The 14,506-nt window shown below is 50.4% G+C and carries 12 protein-coding genes; 10 read left to right on the forward strand and 2 right to left on the reverse strand.

From position 1 onward, the window contains the following. Positions 1 to 119: 119 nt before the first annotated feature. The 6 genes from Mcas_RS18985 to glmM are packed head-to-tail and all read left to right on the forward strand — an operon-like array spanning position 120 to position 3,686. Entirely contained in the window at positions 120 to 242 is a 123-nt protein-coding gene (locus tag Mcas_RS18985) for a hypothetical protein (protein ID WP_268748996.1), read from the forward strand. A gap of 54 nt (positions 243 to 296) precedes the next feature. Then, on the forward strand, positions 297 to 716 hold the full coding sequence (locus tag Mcas_RS09450) for a DUF3842 family protein (RefSeq protein WP_040335285.1): 420 nt from the start codon (positions 297 to 299) through the stop codon (positions 714 to 716). A 2-nt stretch (positions 717 to 718) separates the two neighbouring features. Beyond that, complete coding sequence (locus Mcas_RS09455) at positions 719 to 913, forward strand: CooT family nickel-binding protein (RefSeq protein ID WP_040335286.1); 195 nt, start codon at positions 719 to 721, stop codon at positions 911 to 913. Between the two features lie 21 nt (positions 914 to 934). Next, the gene (cdaA, locus tag Mcas_RS09460; RefSeq protein WP_040335287.1) at positions 935 to 1,699 is read left to right on the forward strand and encodes a diadenylate cyclase CdaA; all 765 of its coding nucleotides are present in this window, start codon (positions 935 to 937) and stop codon (positions 1,697 to 1,699) included. Beyond that, positions 1,696 to 2,340, forward strand: a complete 645-nt coding sequence (locus Mcas_RS09465; RefSeq protein WP_040335288.1) for a CdaR family protein — start codon at positions 1,696 to 1,698, stop codon at positions 2,338 to 2,340. Before cdaA ends, Mcas_RS09465 begins: the two co-directional genes overlap by 4 nt. Next, complete coding sequence (glmM, locus tag Mcas_RS09470; protein ID WP_081853748.1) at positions 2,340 to 3,686, forward strand: phosphoglucosamine mutase; 1,347 nt, start codon at positions 2,340 to 2,342, stop codon at positions 3,684 to 3,686. Before Mcas_RS09465 ends, glmM begins: the two co-directional genes overlap by 1 nt. A 60-nt stretch (positions 3,687 to 3,746) precedes the next feature. Here glmM and Mcas_RS09475 read toward each other — a convergent pair whose 3' ends face one another. Together Mcas_RS09475 and Mcas_RS19215 are read right to left on the reverse strand one after the other, a co-directional pair. Then, positions 3,747 to 4,742, reverse strand: coding sequence for an AAA family ATPase (locus Mcas_RS09475; protein WP_040335290.1), 996 nt, complete (start codon positions 4,740 to 4,742; stop codon positions 3,747 to 3,749). Positions 4,743 to 5,124: 382 nt separating this feature from the next. Further along, a complete protein-coding gene (locus Mcas_RS19215; RefSeq protein WP_081853749.1) occupies positions 5,125 to 5,367 on the reverse strand; it encodes a hypothetical protein in 243 nt (80 codons plus the stop codon). Positions 5,368 to 5,704: 337 nt separating this feature from the next. On the opposite strand from Mcas_RS19215, the gene Mcas_RS09480 reads away from it, so the two are divergent. From Mcas_RS09480 to Mcas_RS09495, 4 genes are all read left to right on the forward strand, one after another. After that, positions 5,705 to 6,154, forward strand: coding sequence for a hypothetical protein (locus Mcas_RS09480; RefSeq protein WP_040335291.1), 450 nt, complete (start codon positions 5,705 to 5,707; stop codon positions 6,152 to 6,154). Beyond that, positions 6,154 to 13,719: an LPD38 domain-containing protein gene (locus tag Mcas_RS09485; protein ID WP_040335292.1), complete on the forward strand. Its 7,566-nt coding sequence runs from the start codon at positions 6,154 to 6,156 to the stop codon at positions 13,717 to 13,719. Before Mcas_RS09480 ends, Mcas_RS09485 begins: the two co-directional genes overlap by 1 nt. Positions 13,720 to 13,739: 20 nt before the next feature. After that, positions 13,740 to 14,036: a hypothetical protein gene (locus Mcas_RS09490; RefSeq protein ID WP_040335293.1), complete on the forward strand. Its 297-nt coding sequence runs from the start codon at positions 13,740 to 13,742 to the stop codon at positions 14,034 to 14,036. A 92-nt stretch (positions 14,037 to 14,128) separates the two neighbouring features. After that, positions 14,129 to 14,506, forward strand: a 378-nt coding sequence (locus Mcas_RS09495) for a transposase (RefSeq protein WP_040335294.1), incomplete at its 3' end; no start/stop codon positions are given.

Genomic DNA, 14,506 nt, shown 5'->3' on the forward strand with positions numbered 1-14,506 from the left:
GCAGACTCGTTTGTCAAGTGATATAGAATGGGTAAGAAATTATTTTGATCAAAACGTGCCTTTCATGATATACTCAACTGTAGAGTATAAATCTGATTTATCAAAAGAGGGAGGCGATTATGGCTGAAGAGATAAAAAAGGACGAAAAACAGCAATTAAATGATGATGAAACAGTCAGGTATTCTCCGGAAGACCTCAAGGAGTTACAAAAGGAACTAGAGCAAGAAGATCATACGAAGTAGTCATCAGCAGAAAGGACGACCACTTGGGCAACAGACGTAAGCAAAGGGGTAGGATTGTTTAAAATAGCGGTAATAGATGCTCAGGGGGGAGGCATAGGCGCTCTTGTAGTAAAGCGACTGCGTCAAGAATTTGGTGACAGCGTAGAGGTGGTTGCCCTGGGGACCAATGCCGCTGCAACTGCCGCGATGCTAAAGTCGAGGGCCGACAAGGGTGCAACGGGTGATAATGCTATCGCCTTTAACGCAAGCAGGGTGGATGTCATCGTAGGACCGTTGGGCATTGTCCTGGCAAACTCTATGATGGGGGAGCTGACCCCAACAATGGCAGCGGCTATTTCGACGTCACAGGCAAAGAAATTACTATTACCTCTTAACCAGGAAGGTGTTGAAATCATAGGGATACAAGCAAACCCCTTGCCACATCTGGTTGAGGCCCTTGTTGAAAGAATCAAGGAAATAAAGGAGGTTTATTGACAATGTGTGAGGCAAATGCTTATGTTTATGACGAAAATGGCAACGAAATTCTCTATCTTGACAACGTGGATGAGATCAGGCCAGAGGAGGGCAAGTTGTTGCTGCGAAACCTATTTGGTCAACAGAAGCTCTTTGATGGCGAAATAAAGGAGATATCCCTCATTAAACACAGGATACTTCTTGGCAGAAAGGTCTGAGTGTCAAAGGCGTAGGCCCTGATGAATATCCTAACCCAGTTAAGATGGCAGGACTTCCTGGATGTGCTCATTGTATGGGTGCTGTTGTATCGACTTTTATTGTTGATACGTGGTACGAGGGCACTACAGATGCTGTTGGGTTTGGGGGTGCTGTTGGTTGTTTCGCTGTCGTCGGGGTATCTGCGCTTTTACACGGTTGAGTGGTTGTTGCAGAGTTTTTGGTCGTACATTATCATAGCGGTGGTAGTCCTGTTTCAGCCGGAGATACGCCAGGCGTTGGCACATATGGGAAAGGCCTCGTTTTTTACCCTCACCTCGGCTGAAGAGATCAAGTCGCTTGATGAGATCGTTAAGGCGGCTGTGTCGCTTTCGGCCAGGAGGATAGGTGCCCTAATTGTGCTTGAGCGCGAGACAACCCTCAAGGATTACATAGAGATCGGGACTCTTATGGATGCACGCATAACCAGGGAGTTGTTGTTGAGTGTTTTTCATCCCACTTCGCCAATCCACGACGGGGCAGTGGTAATCAAGGGCAACAAGATTGTAGCCGCAGGCTGCTTCCTGCCAATCAGCTTCAGGCCGGATATAGACAAGATGTTGGGGACAAGACACAGGGCCGGTCTCGCCATCACTGAGGAGACCGACGCTATAGTCCTGATAGTGTCCGAGGAAACGGGTGACATATCCATCGCAAACGCCGGAGAAATGGAGAAAAAACTCGACATGGTACAAATCCGTGAAAAACTGACGGGTCTGTTCACAGAGGCGGGTAAGAAGAAAGTATGAAAAAGCTCCTCACCGATAACATGGAATTAAAGGCCATCACCCTTGTTCTTGCGCTGTTACTGTGGTTCTTTGTAACCCTTAAGGGACAGTCGGACATTATCCTGGAACTGCCCCTGGAGTATAAGAATATCCCCAAGGGGTTTGAGCTCGTGAACTCAAGCAGCAACTTTGTCAACATCAGCGTAAAGGGTCAGGAACGGTTGATTAAAAACATTGACCCAAAGGACGTCAGTATCTACGTGGACCTGTCCAAGGCCAAAAACGGTGAGACCATCGTGCACCTCAGTAAAGAAAACGTAAAGGTTCCTGCTTCCGTAACCGTCAACAAGATTACCCCAGCACATGTTGTCATACACATGGAGGAGACCATTGCCAAAATCGTCCCTGTAAAAGTGGTCATCAAGGGACAGCCTCAACGGGGATTTGCGGTAACAGATACGATAGTCTCCCCGGAGGAGATAACCATAGAGGGCTATAAGCGTGACTTAAAAAATGTAAGCTTCATTGAGACTCAGCCGATTAATATACGCAATGCCAACGCCACGGTTGAAAGATACGTATCGTTGGTCAGAAAAGATAAGGAAATGGGGAATTTTAATGACAGAGTAAAGGTCAAACTGATAATAGAAAAGGTGAACTGATGAAACTATTTGGAACGGATGGCATAAGGGGGACGGTCAACCAACATCCTATCACACCTGAGACCGTGTTGAAGGTTGGTATGGCAATAGGCAGGCTGCTGTACAAGAGACACAGTAAGAACATGATCATCATAGGCAAGGATACGCGCCTGTCGGGGTACCTGCTTGAGAGTGCGTTGACGGCGGGCATTTGTTCTATGGGTATGAACGTAACGCTGGTTGGGCCGATACCGACGCCTGCGGTGGCCTTTCTGGCAAGGACCCTGCGTTTTGATGCGGGCATAGCGATATCGGCCTCCCACAATCCCTATCAGGACAACGGCATAAAGATATTTACGGCCAATGGATTTAAGCTACCCGACCGCATCGAGGCTGAGATCGAGGCAATGGTGGCCAACCAAAACTCGCCCATCAACCGACCAACTGGCAGCAAGATCGGCAAGGCCTACAGGCTTGAAGATGCCACGGCCAGGTATCTCGAGTACGTAAAGTCAACCATCCCGCGCGAGGTTTCATTTGACGGTCTGAGAGTGGTGGTAGATTCAGCCCACGGGGCGGCCTATAAGGTGACCCCAACGCTCTTGGTAGAGCTTGGTGCCAGGGTCATCAGCATAAACGACAAGCCCGATGGCAAGAACATCAACGCCAAGTGTGGCTCTCTTTTTGTCGAAAAGCTGGGCGAGATAGTCCTCAAATACAACGCCCACGTTGGTATTGCTCATGACGGTGATGCCGACAGAACCCTCCTGTGTGATGAAAAAGGCAACGTTATAGATGGCGACCTCATCATGGCCCTGTGGGCAAAGGAACTCAAGAAGCAGGGCAAGCTCAAGCATGACACCGTAGTGGCAACCGTTATGAGCAACCTCGGCCTTGAACACCACCTGATGCAGCGCGATATACGTTTGATAAGGACTCAGGTAGGGGACCGGTATGTCGTAGAGAGGATGCTTGAGGGGGATTATACCCTTGGTGGTGAGCAGTCGGGGCACGTTGTCTGTCTTTCGCACAACACCACTGGCGATGGCCCGATCACCGCAGTGCAGATATTGCACATCCTCAAGCAATCAAGGCAACCCCTCTCTGAGTTGGTTTCAAACATCAAGCTCTACCCCCAGGTACTGAAAAACATCACGGTTACAAACAAAAAAGACATCGATGCCTGTCCGGAACTCGCAGACTGTATCAAGGCATCTCAGGAACGTCTCAAAGACAACGGCAGGATACTGGTTCGTCCCTCCGGCACCGAACCCAAGATAAGGGTCATGGTAGAAGGCATGGACAACAAGCTCGTCAAAGAAATAGCAGACACGGTGGCCAATGTGGTAAGCAAAGTTATGGCTTGAGTACCCTGCACTATAGAGGGGGATGCCTCATTTGCCCAGTCACTTTAGGAAATAGCCGTGCTATGGGACTTCCATCTTGTCCAGGATCGTCTTTATGATATCCTCGGAGGTTTTGTCTTCGGCCTCGGCCTCGTAGCTGACAATGACCCTGTGCCGCAGGACATCCATCGCAATGGACTTGACATCCTGGGGTGTGACAAACCCCCTGCCCTGTATGAAGGCATAGGCCTTTGCCGCAAGGACGAGGTAAATAGTTGCCCGCGTTGAGGCCCCGTACTGGATCAGCGCACTGAGCTGCTGGAGTTTGTACCGGGCCGGGGTCCTGGTTGCAAAGACTATGTCTACGATGTAGCGTTCGATTTTTTCGTCCATGTATATCTCATCAATCATCATGCGGGCATTGAGAATATCGATGGGTTTGACTATGGGATAGGCCTTTATCTCCTTTGACGTAAAGGCCATGCGTTTGAGTATGTTCAGTTCGTCCTCCTTGCTTGGATAATCGACCTTGACCTTGAGCATGAACCTGTCCATCTGTGCTTCGGGCAGGGGATAGGTGCCCTCTTGTTCGATGGGATTCTGCGTGGCCAGCACCAGGAATGGTTCTTCCAGCTTAAACGTCTCATCGCCGATGGTCACCTGACGTTCCTGCATAGCCTCCAGCAGGGCGCTCTGGACCTTGGCAGGGGCACGGTTGATTTCGTCGGCAAGGATTATGTTTGAAAATATCGGCCCCCTTTTCACTGAAAACGTCGCATACTTGGGATTGTACACCATCGTGCCAAGTATATCGGCAGGGAGCAGGTCGGGTGTAAACTGGATGCGCTTAAATCCCGTCTGGATGCTCTGGGCAAGCACCCGCACTGCCGTGGTCTTGGCCAACCCAGGTACCCCCTCCAACAGGACATGGCCGTTTGCAAACAGCCCCACCAACAACCTCTCAAGCAAGTACCTCTGACCAACTATCACCTTCTCTATTTCGGAGAGCAAGAGCGAAACAAATGCACTCTCCTTTTTTACCTTCTCGTTTATGGCTGCTATTGCACCATCAAGCATTGTCTGATACCCTCCACTGTATAATGTCCATAGTATACTTGAAATTGTTCAACAAATACAACTCTTACTCATACCCGGGGTGCATAAAAAAGTAGTGGCGGTTTTTTTAGCCCTCACAAATGTTTTAGAATATAGAGCCTCTTGCAAAAAGAAACCAAAACTCACTAAAAATATCTGCCCTACCCTCATCAATGAGGTCTAAATTTTACTCGTTAATATAAAAACTTCTAATTTTTCAATTTTATAGGATACAATGACTAATTCAACCCTATTTTAGGCGCACCTCTCCCTCATAATGTTAAATATCACTTTTTTGGCTCTTTCTTAACGTGAATGGGTAAATAAGCTGTCCCCTTATTCCCCTCCCTTTACTTGGGAGGGGTTAGGGGAGGGTTCTTCTACAAGAGCATAAAAAGTTACCCATACGACATAAGAAGGAACCATCTTTTAATACTAAGTAACATCGGTGCCCGTTTGGTTCTCCTTTCTTGAACTCTCCCGCATACTTCCTACCATCAGACCAAGTCATAGTCCCTTGTCCATGGGGCAAGTCATTCTTCCATCCCCCTACGTATTTCCTATTTCCATCACTTGCCAGTTCTATCTGTTGCCTACGCCATACCATGTGAGCTCACCTTTGTCTCTTTCTGTCCATCTGCCATGTCCGTCAGTCGCCTCCTTGTCTGTTATCATTCTCAGGGTGTCATCACTACGCCGATAGTGTAACCGAATGGCGGTACGGAAAATCCAGTGAAGTTTACTTCACATGTGGCGGGGAATGGTGGGTGCTTTTTGGGTGCATTCCTGCATCGGGTGGGTACAGCTTGCACCCAGTTTTGATACCTGGTGATACCGTATGATACTCGGTGATACCCTGGAGGTTGGCTTAATCGCTGGAGATTGCTGGTGCGCCACGAAGGATTTGAACCTTCAACCAACGGATTATAGATAGAGTAAACGAAGTGTTTAGCAAAAACCCTGCATGGGCAAACAACCAGCTCATGCAACAGTTTGTGATAAATCAAATCTATGGCAAGGCTACGGCGGATGAGCAACGTGCATACAATGAAAAGCTCTCAGAGAAAGCCATTGCAGGCCAGGTGGAGGTAGCGAAGGCCGGACATCCGCAGCACCAGGGCAAGATTGACCCTGAAGTGTTGAAATATGTGAGCGAAATCGTTAATGCCCATCCCTCCGAGTATACATACAAAGACCCAAAGACCGGAGCGACCATGGTAGACCATGCCAAACGCAGGAAGCTTTTCAATGACGAAATGCAAGCCGTACAATCAGCAATTTACGGGACCAACAGGGGCGAACCATCGGCATCTTGGCAATCAATGACACCCGGCAAACCAGGTGAGGTCAGGACCGTGAATGGGAAAAAATACGTCTACCAGGAGGATAAGTAATGGGAAGCTGGGTTCCAGTAGAGGATACAGAGAAAGACCAAAACCCAACACAAACATCAGGCCGTTGGGTCCCAGTAGATGACACCCCTGCCCCCGTACAACCACCGGCGGAGGAAGAGAACACCCTGACGCACTACGGCAAGATACTTGCCAAGTCTTACGGCAGCGGTTTAACCGGAGGGTACTACAAGGGCGCTGAGTTGCCTGAGAATGCCAACTGGAGAGAGAAGGCCACTAGCATCGCGGGCAACCTTGCAGGCATGGGCACTGTACTTGCCGTAGCAGGCCCCGCTATGGGTGCCGCCAGGATAGGAGCCGGTGCCGCCAGATACGCAATGCCTGCGCTTACGAAAATCGGTGCGCAGAAAGCGGCCCCCTATGTCGCTCGTGCCGTAACGGAGGCCGTACCTTTTGCTGCATACGAGGCTGCAAGCAGGCCACACGACGAAGAAGGCAGGCCAACTGAGTCCATGTTTGCACCGGAAGAACGACTAAAGGCCGGTGTTCACGGAGCGGCAATGGGTGCGGTCTTTGGCACGGCAGGCAAAGCGGTAGAGCACGGGATAGCAAAGGTACTGCCGGAGGCGTTAGGAGGGAAGGCCCTACGGGGGGCGCTGCAAAAGCGAGGTGCACATGAGGCTGTAAACCTCAACCCTGCCCTCACGGACGCAGAACGTGTCGTTAAATACCAGGAGTTACCGACGTACAAGATACCGGAACGCAAGGCCATTGAAAACATAGGCTTTGTGAAATCACCTGTCCTTATGGGTGGAGCCGGAGCCACGGAACCCGCAGAGGACTTGCAAGAGCGTCTGACAAACATACTTGCTGGCGCCGTTGGTGGGCTTGGGTCTCACGTGCTTACCTCCGGTATCCCTCTTGCCCGAAGGCGATTGAAGAGCGGGCGATACGAGGACTCCGTTGGCACGGTAGGAGAGCACGAGGGGCTACAGGAACCAGCGGGGGGGGTGTATAATGAGGCCAACCCAACACCAAAAGGCGACCCTGAAGCCCTGAAACAATACAAAGACACGTCCGCCTTCGACCTTGACTCTATAGCAAACGGAACGCTCACAGCCGATCAAGCGATGGAAGCCGCCGTCAAGGGCATGGCTACACAGCCCAACAAAACGGAAACCGATGGCGTCATATATGGTGTTGCCAAGGTTCTTGCAGGCTCACAAAAGATACAGGAGTTTCAAAAGAGTGTGTCTGTTTCGTATGACCTTGAGATGGAGGCACCGGCAAGATACAGCAGTATCGACAAGACGATATATATCAACCCTAAGTACATGCCTAAAGACGCAGCAGCACAACACTACATCATGGCGGAAGAGCTGTATCACGGGGCATCAAGGGACTTCATTGAAGGCGATGGCAAGGCATCTGAAGCCGCAAGGTCAAAGATAGACGGTCTCACGAAAGAGACAACCGACTGGTTCAGGAAAAACGGCGTGCTGTCAGATGCAGACCTGGCTACAATCAAGGACATCCAGGGCAAGAAAGGCACGGAGATAGCAGATGCGCTTGACAGTTATACCGGTGGAGACTATCAAAAAAACAACCTGCTTTATGCCCTGTCAGACCGAAACGAGTTTGTAGCGCATGTCTTCAGCGACAAGGGGTTTCAGTTTGAGATGAGTCGTAACGCTAAGTCCAACGGTATCCTGAATCGCATCATAGACGCAACCCGACGCATCATGGGATTCACCAACAACAATACCTATGCCCGCACCATGAGGGCTGTTGCAGACATCTTTAACGACAACATCAACAGAGACACGGAGTTGGGGGAAGCGTTACGTGCACAGAGACAAGCAAGGGAACAGGAGCAATGGGGACAGGACACGCAGGACTTTGAGCAAGCACATGCAGAGTTACGCACAGAGAACCGCAGGCTAAAGACAGAGGCCGAGCGGGCAGCCGATGAACAAGCCCAGGCACAGGCCGAAGCAGAGGCGGCACGCAACAGAACGGAAAGAGGCACGGGGGTGTTAATCGGTGAAAATTATATTGACCAGGCTTTAAGACAAAAAGCATACGATACCCCATTCTTGTTGACGGCGGAGGAAAAGGCCAGGATAAACGAACTCAACCGGCGACAAATAGATGCCGACATACAGCCAGGACAAGCTCCTGTAGGCTCAACATCACGGAAGCAATTACTACCGGGGCAATTCAGACAGGGCAATAGAGTCGTTGAGCCAACCAAAGGTCAACTTGAGCAACGCCGATTGGACGCCGAGCGTCAGGATATGACAGCCAGGAGTGAAAGGCCGCTTGAAAGCCAACCCATCACAACACCCTTCACGACGCCATCGGAGCAGGCACGGCAGCACAACATCATACGGGACTACTACTCAGATAGCTACAGCCTAAAGGTCAAAGCTGATAGCATTGGCGACCTGTACGACAAGGTGGTCGCAGACAGAAAGAATCGCAAGCCATTAGAGATCGGAAGGTTCTTCCGTACCAGCCTTGGCAAGGTAAGCAACGGCAATGTTGACGCCGTTAAGAAGGCCACGGGTATAGACCTGACGGGATATGAACGGACGATTGACAGCAACGATATTAAGCATATACTATCAGGACATGGCGACCCAGAGGTAGAAGCGGCACGCGGGCAGATTGCAGTTACAAAAGAAGATATACAACGGATACCAGAGATAGTCGAGTCGCCCGATAACATTTCGTATGGCAAAACAAACAGGGGGTTAGACGCTATTAAATATGAAAAGAAAATTAATGGCTATGTTTATTACGTTGAAGAAGTCAGAACACGTAAACACAACATAACAGCTAAGACTATGTACATAAAAAGTGGAGGGGGGAGCAACGTGGCACCTTCTCAGGATACCCCAACTCATACGTCCCAGACGCGCCCCTCTACCTCTACAGTACCACAACCCACCGAGCCTGTCAAGGGGCAGGGGGACTCCTACGCATTGGGTCGCAGCCAGAGGAAGCTGGAGGAAGAGCCGACTTACCATCCCGGAGTGAGAGCAAAGCATGGCAGCCAAAACGTCTTTAACAAGCTAAAAACATCGACAAGCAAATATCAAGGCGGGTCAAACGAAAAGGTAAACGTTCAAGGAGCAGGGTTCTACTCTGCCATGTACGACGCGGACAAACCTAAGTCTGTTAAAACAGCAGAAGGAATCGGGAAATGGTACGCACGGTACGGGGAAGATTATTTTTACGACAAAGGGAGAAAATTAAGTAAAGCAACTATCCCGCCAGAAACAAGGTATATCTTCGATTCAGTGTTTGAACTCCAACACAAACAGCAGACAGACCCCACACGGTACAGTAAATATCAGAAACAGATCGACGATTTAGCGTCTAACCTCAAAAACAAGCGCACCGCTGCCGATTTGAAGGAGGGCTTAATCCACGGAGGCCGCAACCTGTACGATATCGTTCTGCACGAGGGCAGAGACCCAAAAACGATTGACTATATGGATTGGGACGGTAAACTTACTGAGGAACAACAGCAGAAGATACTTGACTCGTGGGTATATGAATATGGTTATGGCGATGAGGAGTTAGACTTTATAAACGAATTACTCCCATCTATACGTAAAGGCACAGGAGAAGACGTTTACAACGCCATAAATAGCACACTTGAAAAGATTGATATGAAAAAGAATGGCGTTCAATCAGAACCGGAGCCGGAAGACCCTGACGTTATGGTTTTAGACCTCTTTGGCAGAAACACAGACTATGACTGGGCAACGTCACAGTTCCTCATTAAAGCCGGCATAGACGGCAACAAGTACCGTAACGGAGACAATAACGGCTGGAACCTCGTGACGTTCGATCCAAAGGAGGTAAGCATCGACAACCATGAGTCTTATGCGTTACGTGGCAGTCGCCCCGGCGAGCGTGACTTCGTCCGTGCCAGTGACGGCTCAGTAGACTTCGGCCACATCGACGATGGCGTCGCAAAGCAGCTCAAGCGGGTAGCGGCTCCGATACGGTTGGAAAGGGGCAATGAGAACTATGGTGAGATTCACATAGAGCAAAGACATTGGCGGGAGATTAAAGATGCTGGTTACGATAGCGTCAGAGACTTGGTTGAAGACGTAACAAAGAACTTTACGCATATAAGGGAAAGTGGCACCAGGTTATTATTGACCAAAGAAAATGGCCTGCCTCGTGCCTCTGTCATAGAATTGAGACCTACACCTGATGGCAACTACTATGGAGTAACAACTGCCGGGGTTCTTAATAGCAGCTATCTAAAAAACAAAGAACCGCTTTGGGAAAGAAGTCCGCAATCGCCTTCTTCTGATAAACCAGAGCAATCTATCACCCTTCGCAACACCAGCCCCACTGAGGCTCTGGAGGATGATGCTTCTCAGCTTGGCCAAAGCAGTTCTTCTACCTCTACAGTACCACAACCAGGCGAGTCTGTCAAGGGGGACAGCGGCGACTCCTACGCACTACGTGGGAAGAAGGCGTTAGGCCGTGGGTTGTTTGACATTAACAAGGAAAAGCAAGAGCCTAAAAGTATCAAAGAGCCAAAGCCACCATTTAGCCGCCGTAGCGGGAAATCCCTCCCTGATCTCTTACGTAACTCTAAGATCAATGATTATGACGACATAGAAGCTGAGGTGATGAGGGAAGAGTCAACGCCAGAGACAGAAGAAGAAAGGTTTAACAAGGAAAAACAGGATAAAGAGTTTAAGGAAAAGTGGGCGGAAACTTTTGAGGACGGTTCATGGCTGGATGGTTTATCTGAACATATGCTAAGGGATAAAAAAAAGAAGAAGGGCGACAACGACTCCTACGCCCTGCCCTCCACTGGCGACGCAAACGTAGACGCCGTCCTTGCAAAGGTCTCCATGAGCAAGGAACCGGACACTACCCCCGTGCTTGACCGTTTCAAGGAATGGGGGCACCAGTTCTATACCAACTTCCTTGACCGATACCACCCAATCAAGCGGGCTATCGACGACCTCACACAAGGCGCCCCCGTGGACATCAAGGACAACCCCTACATCCGTGCATCCCTCTATAGCGGCGTGGGCGGTCAGATAGACGCCATCATACAACGTGGTACCTTCGACTACAAAGGCCCCGGTGGCACCTTCCAGTGGACGGGCAAGGGCCTGAAAGACATACTCGAACCCGTCAAGAGTCCTTTCCAATACCGGAAGTTCACCGCTTACCTCATTGCAAAGCGGGCCGTTGACCTCAAAGCCAGGGGTATCACCTCCGGCATATCCGACACGGACGCTCAGGCCGTTGTCAACAAGTATGACACGCATTACTCAAAGATTGCCGATGAACTGTACGCCTTTCAGGACAGGGTCTTGACCCAGTACAAGGACGCAGGTATGCTCTCTCAGGATACGTTTGACCGCTTCAGGCAACTTAACAAGAACTACGTCCCATACTTCCGTGTCATGGAGACTGACACCGCTATGGGCACCGGCAAGGGTCTGGAGGCATACCAGGCCACCAAGCGCATCAAGGGCAGCGAACGGGTCATCATAGACCCCATAGAGAGCATCATCAAGAACACCACCATGCTAACCGCTCTGGCCGAAAAGAACAAGATAGGACAGGCCCTTGTCCGTCTGAACATGAGCAATCCGATACAGTCACGTTTCATTGAGAAGTTCAAGCTCCCGATGCACGCAGAGAACGTCAGGCTCGATGAGATGATGGCAGCCCTTGAGAACGTCCCAGAGTTCAAAGACCTCCTCGATAACGGCGTCATCACCAGGGCAGACCTCAAGGAATCGGCCACCATCTTCAGGTCGTCGTTTGTGAACAAGCCCGACGTGATACAGGTTTTTAGCGACGGCAAGGCGGAATACTACAAGGTGCCCATTGACGTTGGCCGTGCCTGGAAGTCCCTCGACGTGGAGCAGGTTGGCATGGTCGTCAAGTGGCTTGGCAAGGCCTCTGCAACGTTGCGTGTGGGGGCTACGACAATGCCGGAGTTCTTTGCACGCAACACGATAAGGGACGTGCTGTCCGTGTTCGTGACAAGCAAGTACCGTATCAACCCAAAGCTGCTGTTTCAGGGATTCTTTGACTCCGCTAAAGACTCCGACATGTTCTGGCAGTGGATGGCCACCGGTGGCGCACAGTCCATGCTTGGCGGTATGGACAGAGACGCCCTGGCAAGGACAAAGTATGAGATGATGGCCGGAGGCAATGTAGGCAAGACGGCCCGCGGGCTGTTCCTGAAGCGGGCGGTAGAGGGGGGATTGTCCGCCTCCGACTGGGCAGACCTCGGCGTTGGCCTTGTCAAGACCCCCATTGAAGCGTTACGGGTAATGGGTGAGCTGTCGGAGCAGATGACACGTATTGCCAACTTTAGGGCAGGGTTGAACGTAGAAGGGCAGACGGAAGAAGGCATGATGAAGGCCGCCTACAATACCCGTGATTCGTTGGACTTCGCTCGTGCCGGGGCAAAGATGGCCGTGATGAACAAGCTCATTGCCTTCTTCAATGCCAACCTCCAGGGCATAGACAAGACCCTCCGGACGTTGGTCTTCAACAGCAATTCAAGAGAGCGCAACGCTGCACTCGTGCGGGCATTCAGCACTATGACGCTGGCCTCCGTTGCCCTGGCTGTCCTCAATCAGGACGACGAGCGTTATCACTCCATACCACAGGCCATGCGTGACCAGGCATGGATTATCACCACGGACAAAAACGTATGGCGCATACCAAAGCCCTTTGAGATGGGCATTGTCTTTGCCTCTGTCCCTGAGCGCATCGTTGAGTACATGTACACGCACGACACCGCCGCCTTTGACAAGCTCAGGGACAGCATCATGGATGCCTTTGTACCAAACGTCATCCCCACCGTGGCCGCTCCGTTTGTCGAGGCGTGGTCTAACAGGTCGCTATTCACTGGCAGGCAGATTATACCGGAGGCCAGGAAGCACATGTTGCCTCAATACCAGAGCACCCCGCACGGGACGGAGCTTGTCAAGGCCGTAAGTGCAGGAGTAGCCAGGACGCCGGAATGGTTAGAGAGCGTGCCTAGTGTTGGGCAGTTCAGGAAGATGGCGGCCTCCCCGGCATTGGCTGAGAACCTTGTGCGCAGTTGGGGTGGCGGGGCTGGCATGAGCGCACTTGGGTTGGCTGACAAGGCTGCGCAGGGGCTCGGTTTGGTGGCGTCGCCTCCGACTCCTCCGGCTAAGACGTTGTCTGATATGCCGCTGGTTAAGGGTTTCACCTTGCGTTACCCCTCCAGCAACACGGAGAACATGCAGGCTTTTTACGAGTCGCACGACAAGCTCACTCAGCTTCGCAACAGCTACAAGATGCTCGTCAATCAAGGCAAGCGTCAGGAGGCCGCACAACTACTCAAGGACAACGGAGGCGTGTTGCTCAACACTGACCCCATGCGCACCAGGCTCATGGAGATGCACAAGCACGTTGACTTCATATACAACGACAAGGTCATGCCCCCGGACGTAAAGCGTCAAAGAATTGACAGTGCGTATCAGCAGATGGACATGATGGCAAAGCGCTTCAATGCGGTCATCAGGCGGGCGCAACAGCAGAAGGTCAAAGGGCGGTTGACTTTGGCTTGAGGGTGTGCTATCATAGGGGTATGGACCCAAACATAGACACGCTGAAGATTTACGAACGGCTCAAAAGGGCTAACGTCGATAAACAAGCGGCCAAGGAAATTGCGGAGGTATTTAAGGATGTTGCTGATTCCTCATTGGCAACAAAGTCTGATATAGAGAGGCTGAAGGTTGAGCTACAAGCCGAAATTGAAAAACTACGTATGGAAATGAAAATGGAGATAGAACGTTCCAGAGTAGACACTATCAAGTGGGTGGCTGCCATGCTGGTTGCACAGGCTGCCGCCATAACTGCCCTCATACGATTGTTCTCTCATTAGAGCCTCTTGCAAAACTCCTAAACTAAACCTTTTTTAGTTCTCTTTGTGCTATAATATAACACCTAAATATAATAGATTAAAAGGAGAACATAATGTTATTAGAGAGTATATCATGGTTAGCAGGAAATATACAACGGGTACTGTTCCCAGAGTTGGAAGAAATACTTACCGATTCAATAACCAAGAAACAAAAGCAGTTAGTTACAATCCTGGAGATAGTTCAGATAGAAAGACATATGTGGTGGGTAGACAGTCAATGCATAGGTCGTAAACTCAAGGAGAGGTATGCAATTGGCAGAGCGTTTGTAGCCAAAGTTGTCTATAATTACCCTACGACAAGTCTTTTGATAGAATCTCTAAAAACGATGCCAAATCTGAGAAAGATATGTGGATTTGCTAAAATACAAGATATACCATCAGAATCAACATTCTCACGTGCTTTTGCTGAATATGCACTACATGGGGATAGG

Source organism: Candidatus Magnetobacterium casense, assembly GCF_000714715.1.
GTDB classification, from domain to species: Bacteria; Nitrospirota; Thermodesulfovibrionia; order Thermodesulfovibrionales; family Magnetobacteriaceae; genus Magnetobacterium; species Magnetobacterium casense.